20 protein-coding genes are annotated in these 18507 nt (G+C 68.6%); 12 read left to right on the top strand and 8 right to left on the bottom strand.

Annotated elements, in window-relative coordinates; translation table 11 throughout:
- The 3 genes from trpD to ACOFKX_RS02280 all read right to left on the bottom strand — a co-directional run bounded on the left by trpD (position 1) and on the right by ACOFKX_RS02280 (position 1855).
- Positions 1–1008, bottom strand: a complete 1008-nt coding sequence (gene trpD / locus ACOFKX_RS02290; RefSeq protein WP_419825481.1) for an anthranilate phosphoribosyltransferase — start codon at positions 1006–1008, stop codon at positions 1–3.
- Positions 1005–1619, bottom strand: coding sequence for an anthranilate synthase component II (locus ACOFKX_RS02285; RefSeq protein WP_419825480.1), 615 nt, complete (start codon positions 1617–1619; stop codon positions 1005–1007). Before ACOFKX_RS02285 ends, trpD begins: the two co-directional genes overlap by 4 nt.
- 89 nt (positions 1620–1708) lie before the next feature.
- Positions 1709–1855 (bottom strand): hypothetical protein, encoded by a 147-nt coding sequence (locus ACOFKX_RS02280; protein ID WP_419825479.1) that lies wholly within the window; start codon positions 1853–1855, stop codon positions 1709–1711.
- Positions 1856–2270: 415 nt separating this feature from the next.
- Between ACOFKX_RS02280 and proS the strand changes: the two genes are divergently transcribed.
- From proS to ACOFKX_RS02265, 3 genes are read left to right on the top strand one after another with little or no spacing between them, the layout of a single operon-like run.
- The gene (gene proS / locus ACOFKX_RS02275; protein ID WP_419825478.1) at positions 2271–3590 is read left to right on the top strand and encodes a proline--tRNA ligase; all 1320 of its coding nucleotides are present in this window, start codon (positions 2271–2273) and stop codon (positions 3588–3590) included.
- Complete coding sequence (locus ACOFKX_RS02270; RefSeq protein ID WP_419825477.1) at positions 3587–4834, top strand: lipoprotein-releasing ABC transporter permease subunit; 1248 nt, start codon at positions 3587–3589, stop codon at positions 4832–4834. The genes proS and ACOFKX_RS02270 overlap by 4 nt, the downstream gene beginning before the upstream one ends.
- Positions 4827–5498 (top strand): ABC transporter ATP-binding protein, encoded by a 672-nt coding sequence (locus ACOFKX_RS02265; RefSeq protein ID WP_419825476.1) that lies wholly within the window; start codon positions 4827–4829, stop codon positions 5496–5498. The genes ACOFKX_RS02270 and ACOFKX_RS02265 overlap by 8 nt, the downstream gene beginning before the upstream one ends.
- A gap of 11 nt (positions 5499–5509) precedes the next feature.
- Here ACOFKX_RS02265 and ACOFKX_RS02260 read toward each other — a convergent pair whose 3' ends face one another.
- The 5 genes from ACOFKX_RS02260 to ACOFKX_RS02240 form a co-directional block, all read right to left on the bottom strand.
- Positions 5510–5809 carry a hypothetical protein gene (locus ACOFKX_RS02260; protein ID WP_419825475.1) on the bottom strand — a complete coding sequence of 100 codons (300 nt, stop codon included), beginning with the start codon at positions 5807–5809 and terminating at the stop codon, positions 5510–5512.
- 14 nt (positions 5810–5823) lie between these two features.
- Positions 5824–5979, bottom strand: a complete 156-nt coding sequence (locus ACOFKX_RS02255; RefSeq protein ID WP_419825474.1) for a hypothetical protein — start codon at positions 5977–5979, stop codon at positions 5824–5826.
- Between the two features lie 71 nt (positions 5980–6050).
- A complete protein-coding gene (locus ACOFKX_RS02250; RefSeq protein ID WP_419825473.1) occupies positions 6051–6446 on the bottom strand; it encodes a hypothetical protein in 396 nt (131 codons plus the stop codon).
- Between the two features lie 108 nt (positions 6447–6554).
- Positions 6555–8870, bottom strand: coding sequence for an ATP-dependent Clp protease ATP-binding subunit ClpA (gene clpA / locus ACOFKX_RS02245; protein WP_419825472.1), 2316 nt, complete (start codon positions 8868–8870; stop codon positions 6555–6557).
- 133 nt (positions 8871–9003) lie between these two features.
- Positions 9004–9201: a DUF1192 domain-containing protein gene (locus tag ACOFKX_RS02240; protein WP_419825471.1), complete on the bottom strand. Its 198-nt coding sequence runs from the start codon at positions 9199–9201 to the stop codon at positions 9004–9006.
- A gap of 75 nt (positions 9202–9276) precedes the next feature.
- Between ACOFKX_RS02240 and ACOFKX_RS02235 the strand changes: the two genes are divergently transcribed.
- From ACOFKX_RS02235 to ACOFKX_RS02195, 9 genes are all read left to right on the top strand, one after another.
- Positions 9277–10278 (top strand): NAD(P)H-quinone oxidoreductase, encoded by a 1002-nt coding sequence (locus ACOFKX_RS02235; protein ID WP_419825470.1) that lies wholly within the window; start codon positions 9277–9279, stop codon positions 10276–10278.
- A 105-nt stretch (positions 10279–10383) separates the two neighbouring features.
- A complete protein-coding gene (locus tag ACOFKX_RS02230; RefSeq protein ID WP_419827320.1) occupies positions 10384–11061 on the top strand; it encodes a cell cycle transcriptional regulator TrcR in 678 nt (225 codons plus the stop codon).
- A gap of 43 nt (positions 11062–11104) precedes the next feature.
- The gene (locus ACOFKX_RS02225) at positions 11105–11368 is read left to right on the top strand and encodes an exodeoxyribonuclease VII small subunit (protein WP_419825469.1); all 264 of its coding nucleotides are present in this window, start codon (positions 11105–11107) and stop codon (positions 11366–11368) included.
- A 40-nt stretch (positions 11369–11408) separates the two neighbouring features.
- Positions 11409–12275 carry a polyprenyl synthetase family protein gene (locus ACOFKX_RS02220; RefSeq protein WP_419827319.1) on the top strand — a complete coding sequence of 289 codons (867 nt, stop codon included), beginning with the start codon at positions 11409–11411 and terminating at the stop codon, positions 12273–12275.
- 1 nt (position 12276) lies between these two features.
- Positions 12277–12795, top strand: coding sequence for a pantetheine-phosphate adenylyltransferase (gene coaD / locus ACOFKX_RS02215; RefSeq protein WP_419825468.1), 519 nt, complete (start codon positions 12277–12279; stop codon positions 12793–12795).
- Positions 12796–12857: 62 nt separating this feature from the next.
- Positions 12858–13520 (top strand): peptidylprolyl isomerase, encoded by a 663-nt coding sequence (locus ACOFKX_RS02210; protein ID WP_419825467.1) that lies wholly within the window; start codon positions 12858–12860, stop codon positions 13518–13520.
- 22 nt (positions 13521–13542) lie between these two features.
- Positions 13543–14568, top strand: a complete 1026-nt coding sequence (gene queA / locus ACOFKX_RS02205) for a tRNA preQ1(34) S-adenosylmethionine ribosyltransferase-isomerase QueA (RefSeq protein ID WP_419825465.1) — start codon at positions 13543–13545, stop codon at positions 14566–14568.
- Between the two features lie 123 nt (positions 14569–14691).
- Entirely contained in the window at positions 14692–17052 is a 2361-nt protein-coding gene (locus ACOFKX_RS02200; protein ID WP_419825464.1) for a TonB-dependent receptor, read from the top strand.
- Entirely contained in the window at positions 17052–18380 is a 1329-nt protein-coding gene (locus ACOFKX_RS02195; protein ID WP_419825463.1) for an alkaline phosphatase family protein, read from the top strand. Before ACOFKX_RS02200 ends, ACOFKX_RS02195 begins: the two co-directional genes overlap by 1 nt.
- Positions 18381–18507: the final 127 nt, after the last annotated feature.

The raw sequence follows: 18507 nt of genomic DNA, 5'->3' as shown, positions 1-18507 counted from the left end.
TCAGAAGGCGATCCAGGCGGCGAGCAGCGCGCGGGCCGCACCGTCCTCGATCGCCCGCGCCGCGCGGTCCGCGCCGTCAATCCAATCGGTCGCCTCGTCCGCCACGATCAGCGCCGCCGCCGCGTTGAGCAGCACCGCGTCGCGATAGGCGCCGCGCTCCCCCGCGAGCAGCGCCGCGAGCGCGGCGGCGTTGAAGCCGGCGTCGCCCCCGCGGATGGCGGCGAGCGGGTGAGGGGAGAGGCCGGCGTCGGCGGGCTCGACATGCTCCTCGCGCCAGGAGCCGGTGACGCCGCACCTACCGAGCCGGATCACGCGGCTGCCGCCTGCGATCGACATCTCGTCGAGCCCCTCGTCGCCGGCGACAATCATCGCGCTCTCGCTGCCGAGCAGGCGCAGCGCGTCCGCGACCGTGCCGAGATAGTCCGTGCGCGCGACGCCCATGAGCTGCCGCGTCACCCGCGCCGGATTGCAGAGCGGGCCGACAATGTTGAAGATCGTGCGCCGCCCGATCGCCTTGCGCACGGCGGCGAGCCGGCCGAGCGCGGGATGGAAGGTCTGCGCGAAGAGGAAGCCGATGCCAAGCGCGGCGAGGCTGTCGGGCGCGGCGGCGGCGGCGCGATCGAGATCGAGGCCGAGCGCCTCCAGCGTGTCGGCGGCGCCCGCCCTCGACGAGGCGGCGCGATTGCCATGCTTGGCGACGGGCACACCGCAAGCAGCGACGACGATCGCCACCGCGGTGGAGATGTTGAGGCTGTGCGCGCCGTCCCCGCCCGTCCCGCAGACGTCGATCGCGCCCGCCGGCGCCTGGAGCGCGATCATGCGGGCGCGCAGGGCACGGGCGGCGGCCGCGATCTCGATGGAGGTCTCGTCGCGAAGGGCGAGTTCCGTCAGGAACTCCGCGACGACTTTGTCGGGCACGTGACCATCGAGGATGTCGCCGAACGCCGCCTCCGCGCTCTCCAGCGACAGCGGCGTCACGGGATCAGGGAGCAGCGCGAGCGTCGTCACGACGCTACCGCCGCTTCGATTGCGACGGTCACCGGCGGCACGCCCGCCATCCGCAGGAAATTGGCCAGCAGCGCGTGCCCATGCTCGGTGGCGATGCTCTCGGGATGATATTGGATGCCGTGGATCGGCAGCGTCGCGTGGCGCAGGCCCATGATGGCGCCGTCCGGCGCGCGTGCCGTGACGATCAGCTCTTTGGGCAACTCCTCCTCGGCGACGACGAGCGAGTGGTAGCGCGTCGCGATGTAAGGGGAGGGCAGGCCGGCGAACAGGCCCGTGCCGTCATGCTCGATCGGCGAGGTCTTGCCGTGCATCGGCGCGTCCGCGCGCACCACGCGGCCGCCGAACGCCTGCCCGATCGCCTGATGGCCAAGACACACACCGAGCAGCGGCTTGGCGGAAGCCGCGCAGGCGCGCACGAGGTCCAGGCTGATCCCCGCCTGATCCGGGCCACAGGGACCGGGCGAGATCAGGAAGCCCTCGGCGCCGCTTGCCAACGCGGCGTCCACTGTCAAAGCATCGTTACGCACGACTTCCACGGCGACACCCAGCTCCTGGAGATAGTGGACGAGGTTCCAGGTGAAGCTGTCGTAATTGTCGACGACGAGGATCATGCCTGCGACTTAGCGTTGGGTGAGGGTAGCGCAAGACCGCGCGCCTCAGCCAACGCCGCGCGGTCGCACGCCTGTCGACGTCTCTCAGATCAGGCGAGCGTATCGGGATCGGGTTGCGTCGGTTGCGCGGGCGGCTCGCTGGGCTCGGCCGGCGGATCCGCCGGCGTCACGATTGGCGGATCGATCGGTGCTGCCGCCGGATCATCGATGGGAAGCTGGGTGGGATCAGTGGACATCGCCTTCTCCTCTGCGGGAGTAAACGCGAACCGAGGCGGCTGGCTCCGATACTGAAGCGAAAGGCGAGATCGCCAGAATGCCAAACGCCCGGGCCGTGTCGACCCGGGCGTCCGCGTGACGATCGCTCGCCAGCCCCCAACTTGTCGGCGCCGTCTCCGTCGCGCGACCCGATCCCCCCGGACCCGAACCTGCGCGAGAGCGTCGCCCTCCCCGAACCGCGGCCTGTGAACCATCGTTCGTGACGCTTGTGTAAGCTCCGCGTCGTCGGCCTGTCATCGCTTTTAGTGACGCAGATTAGCGAAACCCGCGCTTTGTGTCGGAACGGCAACACATCGACGTGCCTCGCGCGCGATTGCCTCGCACGCCGCGCCCCGCCATAGCGGGCCACCTCCCGCAAGCCTCCCGAAAGCCGCCATGCGCCTCACCCGCACGCTCCTGCCCGTCATGAAGGAGAGCCCCGCCGACGCGCAGATCATCAGCCATAAGCTGATGCTGCGCGCGGGCCTCGTCCGCCAGACCGCGGCCGGGATCTACGCTTGGCTGCCGCTGGGCTTGCGCGTGCTGCGCAACATCGAGCGCATCGTCCGCGAGGAGCAGGACCGCGCGGGCGCCATCGAACTGCTGATGCCGACGCTCCAGTCCGCCGATCTGTGGCGCGAATCGGGCCGCTACGACGCCTACGGGCCCGAGATGCTGCGGATCAGGGATCGGCATGAGCGCGAGATGCTCTTCGGGCCCACCAACGAGGAGATGGTTACGGCGATCTTCCGCGACGCGGCGCGATCGTACCGCGATCTGCCCCGTATCCTCTATCACATCCAGTGGAAGTTCCGCGACGAGGTGCGCCCCCGCTTCGGCGTCATGCGCGGCCGCGAGTTCCTGATGAAGGACGCCTACAGCTTCGACATGGACGAGGCCGGCGCGCGGCACAGCTACAATCGCATGTTCGTCGCCTATCTCAACACCTTCGCTCGGATGGGCCTGCGGGCGATCCCGATGCAGGCGGACACCGGCCCGATCGGCGGCGATCTCAGCCACGAGTTCATCGTGCTCGCCGAAACCGGCGAGAGCGAGGTCTTCTACCACGCCAACTGGGAACGACCGGCGGCGCTCCGCCACGTCGATTTCGACGACGTCGCTGGACTTCGGTCGATCGTCTCGGGCTATACCGCCGACTACGCCGCGACCGACGAGAAGCGTGATGCCGCCCGCGAGGCAGGGGCCGGCGACGCGCTGCGCCAGTCACGTGGCGTCGAGGTCGGCCACATCTTCTATTTCGGCACCAAATACTCTTCCGCGATGGGCCTCAAGGTGCAGGCGAAGGACGGGTCCGAGGTCGTGCCGCAGATGGGCAGCTATGGCATCGGCGTGTCGCGGCTGGTCGGCGCGATCATCGAGGCGAGCCATGACGATGCCGGCATCGTCTGGCCTGATGCGGTGGCACCCTACGCCGTCGGACTCGTCAACATGCGCGCCGACGACGCGGCCTGCGCGACGGCGGCCGACGACCTCTACGCACGCCTCCGCACCGCGGGCGTCGAGACGCTCTACGACGATCGCGACGAGCGCGGCGGCGCCAAGTTCGCCACCATGGACCTGATCGGATTGCCCTGGCAAATGGTGGTCGGACCCAAGGGGTTGGCGAAGGGTGTCGTCGAACTGAAGCGGCGCGCAACCGGCGAACGGCACGAACTCGCGGTCGACGATGCGGTCGCGAGGATCGCCCAGGCGTGATCCTCTCCCCGACCGAGCGGATGATCGCCAGGCGCTACCTGTTGCCGGGACGGGGCGAGGCGTTCATCTTCCTCGTCGCCTCGATCAGCCTGGTGGCGGTCGCGCTCGGCGTCGCCGCGCTCATCATCGTGATGTCGGTGATGAACGGCTTCCGTACCGAGCTGTTCGACAAGATCGTCGGGCTGAACGGCCATGCCGTGATCCAGGGCTATGCCGGGCGCGGCCTGCCCGACTGGCGGCGGCTGGTCGACGAGGCGCGGCGCACGCCCGGCGTCACCTCGGCCGTGCCGCTGATCGAGCAGCCGCTGGTCGCCACCGTCGAGGGCCGGGCCGAGCCGATCCTGCTGCGCGGGATGCGCGATCCCGATCTGCGCGCCGCCGTGGGCAGGCTCGTCAAGCAGGGCAGCCTGGCCAGCGTCACGCCCGGCTCCAACACCGTCGCGATCGGCGCACGGCTCGCGGAATCGCTGGGCGTGACCGTGGGAGACAGCATCAGCGTGCTCAATCCCGCCGGGCAGGCGACGCCCTTCGGCACCGTGCCGCGCATCGTCAGCTATCAGGTCGGCGCGATCTTCGAGGTCGGCGTCTACGACTTCGACAAGGCCTATGTCGTCATGCCGCTCGCCGACGCGCAGCAGTTGCTGTTGATGGGCGACGATGTCGGCATGATCGAGATCAAGACCGCCAACGCCGACAAGGTTGCGTCGATCCTGGCGCCGCTCGCGCCCGAGGTGCTCGGCGCGGGAGTGCTCGTCGACTGGCGGCAGATGAACGCCTCGCTGTTTCAGGCGCTGGCGGTGGAGCGCGTGACGATGTTCGTCGTGCTCTCGATCATCATCCTGGTCGCGGTCTTCAATATCCTGTCATCGCTCATCATGCTGGTGCGCGCCAAGACGCGCGACATCGCGATCCTCCGCACCATGGGCGCAAGCCGCGCGGCGCTGACCCGCATCTTCATGACGGTGGGCGTCACGATCGGCGTCCTCGGCATCCTCGCCGGCATCGCGCTGGCGGCGGTGTTCCTGTTCTTCCGCCAGGACGTGGTCGACGTCGTCCAGAAGATCACCGGGGAGGATCTGTGGGATCCGTCGATCCGCGTACTCACGACGCTGCCGTCCAAGACCGACCCGGTGGAGGTGACGGCGATCGTCGGCATGACCTTGCTGTTCGCCTTCCTCGCGACGCTCTACCCCGCGCTCAAGGCCGCGAGCACCGATCCGGTGCAGGTGCTGCGCTATGAGTGACGTGCTCGCCGTCGCGGGGCTGACGCGATCCTATCGGCAGGCAAGCGTCGTCATCGACGTGCTGCGCGGAGTCGATCTCGCGGTCGCGCCGGGCGAGATCGTGGCGCTGCTCGGTGCGAGCGGCTCGGGCAAGTCGACGATGCTTCAGGCGATCGGATTGCTCGAAGGGGGATTTGACGGCTCCATCCGCATCGCCGGCGAGGAGGCGGCGCGGCTCGACAATGCGGGGCGGACGCGCGTGCGGCGGGATCGGCTGGGCTTCGTCTACCAGTTCCACCACCTGCTGCCCGATTTCACCGCGCAGGAGAACGTCGTCCTCCCGCAGATGATCGCCGGCGCCGCGACGGCACCCGCGCACGCCCGCGCTCGCGCGCTGCTGGAGGCGCTGGGGCTGGGCCATCGTCTGGATCACCGCCCGAGCCGGCTTTCCGGCGGCGAGCAGCAGCGCGTCGCCGTCGCCCGCGCGCTCGCCAATCGGCCGGCGCTGGTGCTCGCCGACGAGCCGACCGGCAATTTGGACGAAGCGACCGCCGACGTGGTGCTGGCCGAGTTCCTGCGGCTGGTGCGCGGCGAAGGCTCGTCCGCGCTGGTCGCCACCCACAACGAGCGGCTGGCCGCTAAGATGGACCGCGTCGTGCGGCTGAAGGAAGGGCGGCTGGCCTAGCGATGCGGGCGTCAGGTGTCCGCGCCGTCTCGCTCTCCCTTGGTGGCGCGAAGCGGCCGGGGCGGGTTCGCGCCGGCCGGCCAGCCCTCGCGCTGCCACGTGCGATCGCCGTCCACCTCCTCGGTCTGGTCGTGGAGGAGGATGGTGCGGGTGGGGAAGGGCATGTCGATGCCGACATCCCTGGCGGCCTTGTAGAGCGCCAGGATCACGGCCGCGCGCGTCTTCACCTGCTCGGGTCGCAGCGACTCGGCCCACCAGCGAACCCGTATGGTGACACCACTCTCGTCGATGCTCCACGGCAGCGCCTTCACCGGCGGGCCCGCGATTACGCCGGAGACCGCGAATACCGCTTCCGGAACAGGTTCGCGGCAGCCTCGTAGTCGTCGCCGTAGACGATCTGCATGTCAATCTGCTCGCGCCGGTGCGGGAAGGCGGTGTGGACGATCACGGGCGAGGTGTAGAGATCGGAGTTCGGGATCACGACCCGGTGACCGTCACAGGTCTACAGAAGCGTCGCGCGGCTCTCGATATCGTCGATCGCCTTCGTAATTTTCACGACGATCTGGTCGCCGCGCTTGTAGGCCGCTGGATCAGCAGCAGCAGGCCGGCGACCAGGTTCCGCAGGATGTCCTTGAAGGCGAAGCCGATCGCGACCGAGCCGATGCCAAGCGTGCCGAGCACGTCCACCGGCTTGACAGAGAGGAAGACGGTCGCCGCCGCCATCAGCACCGCGAACACCAGCACGGCCCCGGAGCCGAGCCATCCGAGCACGTTACCGAGATCGATGCGATGCTCGCGATGGAAGGTCACCCTGATCGCGCGCCGCACGAGGGCTGCAAAAGAGAGCAGGAGGAGGTCGAACGCCGCCGCGAAATTAGGAGGCGCGAGGAAGAAACCGTTGGCGAAGGAAACGAGCTTCGCCCAGATCAGTACCAGCAGATCACGCATCGGAAGGCAACGAGAGCACCGGCGCACCGGTTTCCGCCCGCCGCGAGCGAGGCTCGGTCAGCCGGCCGGTACGACGCGGCCGACGAGAATGCGACCAGCGCGGGCGCGCTACGCCTTCTCCCTCGGCTTCCTCGCCTTTCCCTTGCCGCCGGTGCGCGGCGCCGCGGCCGTGATCTCGAAGGCGAGCTCGTCATCCTTCAGTTTCACGCGTACCTCGCCGCCGTTGACGAGCTTGCCGAACAGCAACTCCTCGGCGAGCGGCTGCTTGATCTTCTCCTGAATGAGCCGGCTCATCGGCCGCGCGCCGTAGAGCTTGTCGTAGCCCTTGGCGGTCAGCCAGTCGCGCGCGTCGTCCTCCAGCGCGATGTGGACGCCCCGGTCGGCGAGCTGAAGCTCGAGCTGGAGCACGAACTTCTCGACCACGCGGCCCACCACCGCCGGCGGCAGGTAGCCGAACGGCACGATCGCATCGAGGCGGTTGCGGAACTCGGGCGTGAACATCTTCTTCACCGCCTCCTCGTCCTCGCCCTCGCGGGAAAGGTTTCCAAAGCCGAGGCTCTCCCGCGCCATGTCGGATGCGCCGGCGTTGGTCGTCATGATGAGGATGGAGTTGCGGAAATCCACCGTCTTGCCGTGGTGATCGGTGAGCTTGCCGTTGTCCATCACCTGCAGGAGGATGTTGAACAGGTCCGGGTGCGCCTTCTCGATCTCGTCGAGCAGCAACACGCTGTGCGGCTGCTGGTCCACCGCGTCGGTGAGCAGCCCGCCCTGATCGTAGCCGACATAGCCCGGCGGCGCGCCGATCAGCCGGCTGACCGAGTGGCGCTCCATATACTCGGACATGTCGAACCGCTGGAGCGGGATGCCCAGGATCTCGGCGAGCTGGCGCGCGACCTCCGTCTTGCCGACGCCGGTGGGGCCGGAGAAGAGGTAGCAGCCGATCGGCTTGTTGGGCTCGCGCAGGCCCGCGCGCGACAGCTTGATCGCGGACGACAGCTTCTCGATCGCAAGATCCTGGCCGAACACCACGCGCTTGAGATCGGTCTCCAGGCTGGCCAGCACCGTCTTGTCGTCGGCCGAGACCGACTTGGGCGGGATGCGTGCCATTGTGGCGATCACCGCCTCCACCTCCTTCGTGCCGATCACCTTCTTCCGGCGGTTCTCGGGCACCAGCATCTGCATCGCGCCCGCCTCGTCGATCACGTCAATCGCCTTGTCGGGCAGCTTGCGATCGTTGATGTAGCGAGCGGAAAGCTCCACCGCCGTCTTGACCGCGTCGGTGGTGTACTTGAGCTGGTGGTGCTTTTCAAACGAGGCGCGCAGGCCGTTCACGATCTTGATCGTGTCCTCGACCGACGGCTCGTTGACGTCGATCTTCTGGAATCGGCGGAGAAGCGCGCGGTCCTTCTCGAAGTGGTTGCGGAACTCCTTGTAGGTCGTCGATCCGATGCAGCGAATATGGCCGCCCGAGAGCGCCGGCTTGAGCAGGTTCGACGCGTCCATCGCGCCGCCGGACGTTGCCCCGGCACCGATCACGGTATGGATCTCGTCGATGAACAGCACGGCGTGGGGCAGCTTCTCCAGCTCGGAGACGACCTGCTTCAGCCGCTCCTCGAAGTCGCCGCGATAGCGCGTGCCGGCAAGCAGCGCGCCCATGTCGAGCGAGAAGATGACGGCGGGCTTCAGCACCTCGGGCACCTCGCCCTCGACGATCTTGCGGGCGAGCCCTTCCGCGATCGCGGTCTTGCCGACGCCGGGATCGCCCACGTAGAGAGGGTTGTTCTTGGAGCGGCGGCAGAGGATCTGGATCGTCCGGTCCACCTCGGCGTGGCGGCCGATCAGCGGGTCGACCTTGCCCTCCTTGGCCTTGTCGTTGAGGTTGACGGTGAACTGCTTGAGCGCGCTGTCGGCCTTCTTGGCGTCCGGCTTCTGCGGTTTGCTCTCGTCTTCGCCCTTCACCTCGCGCGCCTCCGACTGCTGGCCGCCGCCCTTGCCGATGCCGTGGCTGATGAAGCTCACCGCATCCAACCTCGTCATGTCCTGCTGCTGCAGGAAATATACCGCGTAGCTCTCGCGCTCGGAGAAGAGCGCTACGAGCACGTTGGCGCCCGTCACCTCCTCGCGGCCAGAGGACTGGACGTGCAGGATCGCGCGCTGGATCACGCGCTGGAACCCGCTCGTGGGGGAGGGGTCGGTCTCCGCCTCGGTCTTGAGCGCGTCGAGTTCCTGGTCGAGATACGCCGTCACCGCGTCGCGCAGCTCGCCAAGCTCCACGCCGCAGCCCGACATCACCTGCGCGGCATGCTCGTCGCCGATCAGCGCGACGAGAAGATGCTCCAGCGTCGCATATTCGTGCCGGCGCGCGGAGGCGGCCGCGAGCGCGTTGTGCAGGGTGGTCTCCAGCTCGCGGGCGAATGAGGGCATTGTCATCGACTCCTGTGGCCGCGCCGATCGAACGACGCCGCACGACGAATGTCGGGTGCGGCCCCGCGTCGATCAAGGCTGCCCGCCGGTCGCCCGGCTAGAGTGCGTGCCGCTCGAACGAAGCGGGCTGTCCTCATCGCCGGAATAGGGCATCCGCAGTTGCGCGATGGTTAACGGCGCGTTGAATATGCGCGCGGGTGCGGTCGATCTCGACGTCCAGCGCGGCGATCCGCGACTCCAGCTCGGCGACCGAGAGCGGATCGAGATCCTGCCGAGCGAGCGCGGCAAGCGTATCGTCGCGCCTCGTCGGCAGATTGTCGTCCACGTCCATAAGGGTGAGCGTTGACCGTCCGCGAGCCCGTGTCAATAAACGCCCATCACCGATTGCCGAGAAATCAGGAGGTTTATGGCCGGGCTGCCACGCACGATGCGCGCGATCGATCCGGCCGAGCCCGGCGGACCCGAGGTGCTGAAGATCGTCGAGCGGCCGGTACCGGAGCCGGCGGCCGGCGAATATCTGATCCGCGTCGCCGCCGCCGGCGTCAACCGGCCCGAGGTGCTGCAGCGTCAGGGTGCCTACCCGCCGCCGCCCGGCGTGACGTCGATCCTAGGGCTCGAGCTTGCCGGCACTGTCGTGGCGGCGGGCGAGGGGGCGGATGCGTCGCGTGTCGGTACCAGCGTCTGTGCGCTCGTCGCGGGCGGCGGCTATGCCGACTTCTGCGCGGCGCCCTCCGGCCAATGCCTGCCGGTGCCCGACGCGCTGACGCCGACGGAGGCGGGCGCCCTGCCGGAAACGCTGTTCACCGTCTGGCACAACCTGTTCGAGCGCGCCTATGCGTGCCCAGGCGACGCGGTACTGGTCCACGGCGGCACGTCGGGTATCGGCACGATGGCGATCACGCTCGGCCGCCTGTTCGATCTGACGGTGATCGTGACCTGCGGATCGGACGCGAAGTGCGCGCGCGCGCTGGAGATCGGTGCGGCGCGAGCGATCAACTACAAGACGGCGGATTACGTGGAAGAGGTGAAGCGGATCACCGCCGGCGCTGGCGTCGCCGCGGTGCTGGACATGGTCGGCGGCGACTACGTGCCTCGCAACCTTGCCTGCCTGGGCGACGACGGCCGCCACGTCACCATCGCGGTGCTGGGCGGCGCCAAAGCCACGATCGCGTTGCCCGACCTGATGCGCCGCCGCCTGACGCTGACCGGATCGACGCTGAGAGCGCGCGACGTCGTCTTCAAGTCGCTGCTGCGCGAGGAGATCGAGCGCGTCGCCTGGCCGTACGCCGGGGAGGGACGGCTGAAGCCGGTGATCGATCGTACTTTCCGGCTCGAACAGGCGGCCGACGCGCACCGCCGAATGGAGGCGGGGGATCATGTCGGCAAGATCGTGCTCACCTTGGATTAGCTTGCCTCGGATGTCGGCGGGGCCTACATCGAAGTCATGCAAGGCCGCCCCCGTCGGGGCGGCCCTTTCTTTGTCCGTCGGAGACAGACCTTGGCCCAGCCGCTCATGCCCCACGCGACCGCGTCCTGGCTGGTCGACAACACTTCGCTCAGCTTCGCGCAGATCGCCGAGTTCTGCGGGCTGCACATCCTTGAGGTGCAGGCGATCGCCGACGATGCCGCCGGCGTGAAGCTGACCGGCCGCGATCCGATCCGCGCCCACGAGTTGACGCAGGCCGAGATCGACAAGGGGCAGGCCGATCCCTCCTACACGCTCCAGATGCTCAAGGGCCCCGAGCAGCAGCGCCGCACCAAGGGGCCACGCTACACGCCCGTCTCGAAGCGGCAAGACAAACCGGACGGTATTGCCTGGATCGTGCGCAACCATCCCGAGGTCTCCGACGGCACGATCGGCAAGCTGATCGGTACGACGCGCACCACCATCTCGGCGATCCGCGATCGCAGCCACTGGAACATTGCCAACATCACGCCCAAGGATCCGGTGACTCTGGGCCTCTGCTCACAGCGCGAGCTCGACGCCGCGATCGTCAAGGCGGCGAAGGCCGCGGGCATCGAAGCGCCGGTCGACGAGCGGCTGCCCGGCGACCGCGCCGCGCTGATCGAGGAGTTGCGCGCGCAGCGCGAGGCGGCGGCGCGCACCGTCGATGTTGACAGCGATACGGTGCAAGGCAGCGGCCCGAGCTACAGCCTGCCCGAGGGCGTCGTCGATCCTTTCCGGCGGTGAGCGCGGCTTGACCACGCCGCCACCGATGATCGAAAGCGGCGGCGTGACCGACCCGTCCTCCGACTCCAGCCCTGCCGACGTTGCGGCGCTCAGCTTCGAGGAGGCGCTTCGCCGCCTGGAGGCGATCGTCCATCAACTCGAAGCCGGCGACGTGCCGCTCGAGCGCTCGATCGAGCTCTATGCCGAAGGTGATCGCCTTCGCGGTCGTTGCGAGGAGCGGCTCAAGGCGGCGCAGGCCCGGATAGAACGCATCCAGCTCGGCCCCAACGGCGGCGTCGCCGGCGTTCGACCATTCGACGACGACTGAGCGCGTGGCGGAGCCTGCCTCCCTCTCGCTGGCCGACGCGATGCGCGACGTCGCGACCGACGTCGATCGCCTGTTCGAGCGGCTGCTCGCCGTACCCGACGATCCCCGCGCGGTGCTCTACGAGGCGATGCGCCACGCCGCGATCGGCGGCGGCAAGCGGCTTCGTCCGCTGCTCGTCGTCGCCACCGCCTCGCTGTTCAACGTCGAGCGCGAGCGCGCTCTGCGTGCCGGCACCGCAATCGAGTGCGTCCACGTCTACAGCCTTATCCACGACGACATGCCTTGCATGGACGACGACGACATGCGGCGCGGCAAGCCCACCGTGCACAAGCAGTTCGGCGAGGCGGTGGCGGTGCTGGCGGGTGACTCGCTCCACGCGCTTGCCTTCGAGCTGGCCGCCGATCCCGACACCCACCCGGATCCCTTCGTGCGCGCGGAACTGGCCTTTGAGCTCGGCCGCGCGTCGGGGCCCGGCGGGATGGCGGGCGGCCAGATGATGGACCTGGTCGCCGAGGAGCGGCGCTTCGATCTGTCGACGACGACGCGCCTCCAGCAGCTCAAGACGGGCGCGCTGATCGGCGTCTGCGTCGAGGCGGGCGCGATCCTGGGCCACGTGCCCGCCGCCGGCCGCAAGCCGTTGCGGGCCTACGCCCGCGATCTCGGCCTCGCCTTCCAGATCGCCGACGACCTGCTCGACGTCGAGGGCGATGCGAGCGTCGTCGGCAAGGCGACCGGCAAGGACGCGGGTGCGGGCAAGGCGACCTTCGTCTCGCTGCTCGGTGTCGAGCGCGCGCGTGCCCAGGCCGCAGCACTGGTCGACCAGGCGTCCGCCCACCTTGCGAGCTTCGGCGCGGAGGCCGACCTGCTGCGCGCGATCGCCGCCTACGTCGTCTCGCGAGACCATTGACGTGGCATCCGCTGCAGCAACTGCGCGCACCGGCCTCTATCCCGGCACCTTCGATCCGGTCACGCTCGGCCACATGGACATCATCTCGCGCGCTACGCGGCTGGTCGATCGCCTGGTGATCGGCGTCACGACCAATCCTTCCAAGTCGCCGATGTTCACGCTCGCCGAGCGGCTGGACATGGTCCGCCGCGAGACCGCGCACCTGGATCGCGCCCGGATCGAGGTGGTGGCATTCGACAGCCTGCTCATCCACTTCGCGCGCGAGGTGGGCGCCGCTATCATCGTGCGCGGCCTGCGGGCGGTCGCCGACTTCGAGTACGAATACCAAATGGCGGGCATGAACCAGCAGCTCGACGAAGACGTCGAGACGGTGTTCCTCATGGCCGATGTCGCGCTCCAGCCGATCGCCTCGCGGCTGGTCAAGGAGATTGCGCGGTACAGCGGCGACATATCCCGCTTCGTGCCCGAGGCGGTTGCGCGCGACGTCGCGGCGCGCATAGCGCCCGGCGTTCAGCGTTAGGCAATCATGCGCAGTTGAGTTAGGGCACCTGCCCAGCCGTTACCCGGATCGCTGAACCACCGATGCACCCCACTCGTCTGATCGCCTTCGCCACGCTCGCCGCAGCGCTCGCGACGCCTGCCGTTGCCAAGGACAAGCTCAAGGCCGCTGGTACCCAGACGACGGTCGCGCAGTATCTGCCCCCGGCGCTGACTGCCGATAACACTTGGAAGCTTGATCTGTCGGACGGCGGACGGGTCGTCATCCAGCTCCGTCCCGACATCGCGCCGAAGATGGTCGAGCGCGTGAAGACGCTGACCGGCCAGGGCTTCTACAATGGCCTGACGTTTCACCGCGTCATCGAGGGCTTCATGGCGCAGGGCGGCGATCCCAAGGGCACCGGCGAAGGCGGCTCAAGCCTGCCCGACGTGCCCGCCGAGTTCAACGACCTGCCCCACGTGCGCGGCGCGGTGGCGGCGGCTCGCGCGGCCGACGATAATTCGGCGAACAGCCAATTCTACGTCATGCTGCAGCCGAACCTGAAGCTCGATCGGCATTATACCGTGTTCGGCCGCGTCGTCTCCGGCATGCCCTATGTCGACGCGATCCAGCGCGGCGAGCCGCCGACCAACCCGACGCGGATCGTGCGAGCGTCCATCGGCAACGGAGCGCCGACGGCGATGCAATCGACGTCCACGTCGACGCTGGCGCCTGCCGCGCCGCCGGCGGGGTCGATCGGGCAGTAGCTCACGCGGGATCGCGTCGCCCGTGCGCGTCGACCTCTTCGACTTCGATCTCCCCGCCGATCGCATCGCGCTCAGACCGGCGCGACCCCGCGACTCCGCGCGGCTGTTGGCGGTGACGACGCGGGACATGTCCGACCGTGGCGTCCGCGACCTGCCGGCGCTGCTCCGCGCCGGCGACTGCCTCGTCTTCAACGACACGCGCGTCGTGCCCGCGCAGCTTGAGGGGCGACGCGGGAGGGCGCGGATCGGCGCCACGCTGCACAAGCGGCAGGGCGCGCGCGCCTGGCGCGCCTTCGTCCGCAACGGGCGGCGGCTCGCCGAAGGCGACCGCGTCGACTTCGCGGACGGCGTTTGCGCCACCGCCACCCGACGTGAGGTCGACGGGAGCTGGCTGCTGACCTTCGCGGGCGAGGAACCGGTGGAGGCGTTGCTCGCGCGCGCGGGGCGGATGCCGCTACCGCCCTACATCGCCAGCCGTCGCGCCGTCGATGCCGCCGACGCAGACGACTACCAGACGATGTTCGCGTCGCGACCTGGCGCGGTCGCTGCCCCCACCGCATCGCTGCACTTCACGCCGGCGCTCATGGCGGCGCTGGCGGAAGCGGGAATCGGGCACGAGGTGCTGACGCTCCATGTCGGCGCGGGCACCTTCCTGCCAGTGAAGGCCGAGGACACCACCGATCACGCCATGCATGCCGAGTGGGGGCGCATCGATGCCGCCACCGCCGCGCGTCTCGATGCCGTGCGCGCGCGTGGCGGAAGGTTGATCGCGGCCGGCACCACCAGCCTGCGACTGCTCGAGAGCGCCGCGCGCGAGGACGGCACCATCGCACCTTTCGAGGGCGATACTGAGATCTTTATCATTCCCGGCCATCGCTTTCGCGCCGTCGACGGCCTCGTCACCAACTTCCACCTGCCTCGTTCGACCCTGTTCATGCTGGTCGCGGCGCTGATGGGGCTCGACCGGATGAAGGCGGCCTACGCCCATGCCATTGAGAACGGCTACCGTTTCTACTCCTACGGGGACGCCTCGCTGCTGATTCCCTGACATCGGGTACATCGGCTGTCACCGAATGGTCCTGATCGCGTCATCCGGGCGCAATCGAAAGGTCATCCCGTCGTCGCGAGCGTGCGGCATTGCGCTCTCGGAAGATCGTCGGGGGAAATCATCATGAAGATTGCAACGCACCTGCTCGCCGGGGCGGCGACGCTCGCCTACGCCACGTCCGCGATGGCGCAGACCACCACGAGCACGAGCGATGCCGTGCCGGCCGCGACAGGCGTGTCGACGGCACCTCCGGAGGCCGGCAACGAGACCAACGACGGGGCGATCGTCGTGCTCGGCTTCGGGCAGAGCCGGCAGGTGCAGTCCGTCACCGCCAAGGATATCGGCCTGCTGACGCCCGGATCGAGCCCGCTGAAGGCGGTCGAGAAGCTGCCTGGCGTCAACTTCCAGTCGGCCGACGCCTTCGGGGCCTATGAGTGGGCGGTGCGCATCTCGCTGCGCGGCTTCAGCCAGAACCAGCTCGGCTTCACGCTCGACGGCGTGCCGCTCGGCGACATGAGCTACGGCAACGTCAACGGCCTTCACATCAGCCGCGCCGTTATTTCCGAGAATCTCGGCCGCATCGACGTGGCGCAGGGCGCCGGGGCGCTCGGCACCGCGTCGACCAGCAATCTCGGCGGCACCATCGAGTTTTCCACCCGTGCGCCCTCTGACCGCGCCGACGTCGCGGCGTCGGGCACCTACGGCGCCGACGACACCGAGCGCGCCTATGTGCGGGTGGAGAGCGGTCTGCTCGGCCAATCGGGCGTGAAGGGCTATCTGAGCTACGCCTTCCTCCACACCGACAAGTGGAAAGGCGCGGGGGCGCAGCGCCAGCATCAGGCCAACGCCAAGGTCGCCGCCGATCTCGGCGATCTCGGCAGCATATCGGGCTTCGTCAACTTCTCCGACCGGCGCGAGACCGACTATCAGGATCTGTCGAAGGACATCATCCGCCGGCGCGGGCTGCGGGACGACAATCTGACGAAGAAGAGCCTCTACCCGCTCGCGATCGAACTCGCGCGCGACTACCAGACCGGGCAGCCGCTGCCCGCGCCCTATGGCACGGTCGACGACAGCTATTTCGACGCGGGTGGCCTGCGCCGCGACTATCTCGCCGGCGCCACCTTCGATGCGCACCTGACGCCGACGGTCACGCTCAAGACCACCGGCTACTATCATACCAACCGCGGTCAGGGATCGTGGGTGCTGCCTTACGCGGCGACGCCGTTCGGCGCGCCCGACCAGGACGGGTCGCCGATCACCGATCCCGCGACGATCGGCTTCCGCACGACCGAGTATTCGATTCATCGCGGCGGCGCGATCACCAGCGCCGCGTGGGACGCCGGACCCAACCGGCTTGAGGTTGGTGGCTGGTATGAGAGCAACACGTTCCGGCAGGCGCGGCGCTACTACGGCATGCGCGACACGCCGACGCCGAACCGCGACACGCTGGCGTTCCAGCGCAACCCATACAGCACGGTGTGGGACTACAAGTACGACACCGAAACGCTGCAATACTATGTGCAGGACACGCTCAAGCTGCTCGACGACAAGCTGATCCTCAACGGCGGCTGGAAGGGCGTGCGTTCGCGCAGCACCGCGCATCGGCAGGCGGACACGACGTCGCCGCTGGCCGAAGGCCGCATCGAGGCGCGCGACTGGTTCCAGCCTCAAGCGGGCGCGGTGTTCCACCTCGCCAGCATGGCGGAGCTGTTCGCCAACTATGCCGAGAACATGCGCGCCTTCCAGGCCTCTGCCACGGTAGGTCCGTTCTCGACGACGCAGCTCGGCTTCAACAACATCGGCGGGTTGAAACCCGAGCGGTCGAAGACCTACGAAGGTGGCGTCCGCGTGCACAGCGGGCCGTTTCAGGCGTCGGCGGCGGGCTACTATATCGATTTTGCCAATCGCCTGATCCAGTACACCGTCGGCCTCGGCCCGCAGGGCTTCGCGAGCGTGCTCCAGAACGTCGGCAGCGTTCATAGTTACGGCGCGGAGCTGACCGCCAACTATCGCATCCTCCGGCCGCTCTCGCTCTACGCGAGCTACTCCTACAATCATTCCAAATATCGCGACGACGTGTTCCAGACGGATCGGACGACCGGCGTCCAGACGCTGTTCACCGCGACGAAGGGCAAGTACGTCGTCGACAATCCAAAGAACATGCTGAAGGGTGAGGTCGTCTACGACGACGGCAACATCTTCGGCCGTGCCGGTGCCGACTACATGTCGAAGCGTTTCTTCACATACGAGAACGATCAGAGCGTCTCCGGCCGTGTGCTCGTTGACGCGAGCCTGGGCTATCGCTTCACGGGCGAAGGCGCGCTCAAGAACGTGTCGGTTGAGGGCAGCGTCACCAATCTAACCAACAAGAAGTATATTTCGACGGTCGGGACCAACGGCTTCACCGCCCGCGGCGATTATCAGACGCTGCTTGCCGGCGCGCCACGCCAGTGGTTCGTCTCGCTCCGGAAGGGCTTCTGATGCTCCGCCGCATGCGCCGGCTCGCGATCCTTCTCTGGGTGATCGCGGCGTCGGCGGCGCCGGCGAGCCCGGTGCTGCTGATCTCGCTCGACGGGCTTCGACCCGGCGACGTGATCGAGGCCAGGGCGCGGGGCATGAAGCTTCCGCGCCTCGCCGCGCTGATGCGCGAGGGGGCCTACGCCACTGGCGTGCGCGGCGTGGTACCGACGCTCACCTATCCAAGCCATACGACCCTCGTGACGGGGGTCGCGCCCGCCGAGCACGGCATCGCGAACAATCTCACCTTCGATCCCGAACAAAAGAACCAGCAGGGCTGGTACTGGTATGCCTCGGACATCAAGGTGCCGACACTCTGGTCGGTCGCGCACCAACGTGGCATCGCCACGGCCAACGTCCACTGGCCGGTGAGCGTCGCGGCGGCCGGCGTCGACGAGAACCTGCCGCAGATCTGGCGTACCGGCACCGACGATGACCGCAAGCTGCTCGCTGCGCTGGCGACGCCGGGCCTGCTGCCGCCACTGGAGGCGGCGCTCGGCCCCTATGCGCAGGGCATCGACGAGAGCGTGGCGGGCGACGCCACGCGCGTGCGCTTCGCCGCCGCGATGCTGCGCCGCTTTCGTCCCGGCTTCATGACCGTTTATCTCGCGGGCATCGACCATGTCGAGCATCAGTCCGGCCCTGGCAGCGTGCAGGCGAACGCCGCGATTGAGCGCACGGACGCGCTGGTCGGCGTCCTCGTCGACGCGGCGCGCGCGGCGATGCCCGACGTGACGGTAGCGGTGGTTTCCGATCACGGTTTCGCGCCGGTGGCCCACGACGTGAACCTCTTCGCGCCGTTCGTGCGCGCGGGGCTGATCACGATCGGCCCTGACGGCAAGGTGGCGGGCTGGCGGGCGATGCCGTGGCTTGCCGGAGGAACTGTCGCCGTCCGCCTCGCCGACCCGGTGAACGCCGCCCTCCGCGCCGAGGTGCGCGGGGTGCTCGATGCAGTGGCGCGGGATCCAGCGAACGGCGTCGATCGGGTGCTCGACCGAGACGCGATCGCGTCGCTTGGTGGGCCGGCGGAAGCAAGCTTCCTCGTCGCGTTCAGGCCGGGCTTCGAGGGCGGCAAGAATCCCGGTGCACCGGTGGTATCGCCCTCCACCTATCGCGGCATGCACGGCTACCTGCCCGACGAGCCGGCGATGCGCTCGACGTTGATCGTCGCCGGTCCGTCGCTGGCCCGAAAGGGTGCGCTCGGCATCGTCGACATGCGCTCCATCGCGCCCTCGCTCGGCCGCATCCTCGGTGTCCGCTCGCCCGCCTGGACGATCCCGCCCAGCTTCTGAACCGGGCGTCGGCGACAAATCGCGTCCCGGACGCCGCGTTGCGCTCATCGCGGCGAGCCGGCGCGATCGCCGCCCCTGACGGCGGAGCTGCGAGCCGGGGTTGACCGGGCGACGTCCGCCCGCCGCC

This window comes from Sphingomonas sp. (assembly GCF_965200105.1).
In the GTDB taxonomy this organism is placed as follows: Bacteria; Pseudomonadota; Alphaproteobacteria; order Sphingomonadales; family Sphingomonadaceae; genus Solisphingomonas.
The sequence above is the reverse complement of the archived record's forward strand: the minus strand, read 5'-3'. Positions and strand labels throughout refer to the sequence as shown.

Bases quoted from the DNA above. Each gene is read 5' to 3' on its own strand.
- ACOFKX_RS02220 (WP_419827319.1), top strand. From the start codon at position 11,409: ATGCGCGACGTCGCGACCGACGTCGATCGCCTGTTCGAGCGGCTGCTC.
- proS (WP_419825478.1), top strand. From the start codon at position 2,271: ATGCGCCTCACCCGCACGCTCCTGCCCGTCATGAAGGAGAGCCCCGCC.
- ACOFKX_RS02240 (WP_419825471.1), bottom strand. From the start codon at position 9,201: ATGGACGTGGACGACAATCTGCCGACGAGGCGCGACGATACGCTTGCC.
- ACOFKX_RS02285 (WP_419825480.1), bottom strand. From the start codon at position 1,619: ATGATCCTCGTCGTCGACAATTACGACAGCTTCACCTGGAACCTCGTC.
- ACOFKX_RS02230 (WP_419827320.1), top strand. From the start codon at position 10,384: ATGCCCCACGCGACCGCGTCCTGGCTGGTCGACAACACTTCGCTCAGC.
- ACOFKX_RS02235 (WP_419825470.1), top strand. From the start codon at position 9,277: ATGGCCGGGCTGCCACGCACGATGCGCGCGATCGATCCGGCCGAGCCC.
- ACOFKX_RS02280 (WP_419825479.1), bottom strand. From the start codon at position 1,855: ATGTCCACTGATCCCACCCAGCTTCCCATCGATGATCCGGCGGCAGCA.
- clpA (WP_419825472.1), bottom strand. From the start codon at position 8,870: ATGCCCTCATTCGCCCGCGAGCTGGAGACCACCCTGCACAACGCGCTC.
- ACOFKX_RS02265 (WP_419825476.1), top strand. From the start codon at position 4,827: ATGAGTGACGTGCTCGCCGTCGCGGGGCTGACGCGATCCTATCGGCAG.
- ACOFKX_RS02210 (WP_419825467.1), top strand. From the start codon at position 12,858: ATGCACCCCACTCGTCTGATCGCCTTCGCCACGCTCGCCGCAGCGCTC.
- ACOFKX_RS02200 (WP_419825464.1), top strand. From the start codon at position 14,692: ATGAAGATTGCAACGCACCTGCTCGCCGGGGCGGCGACGCTCGCCTAC.
- ACOFKX_RS02250 (WP_419825473.1), bottom strand. From the start codon at position 6,446: ATGCGTGATCTGCTGGTACTGATCTGGGCGAAGCTCGTTTCCTTCGCC.
- ACOFKX_RS02195 (WP_419825463.1), top strand. From the start codon at position 17,052: ATGCTCCGCCGCATGCGCCGGCTCGCGATCCTTCTCTGGGTGATCGCG.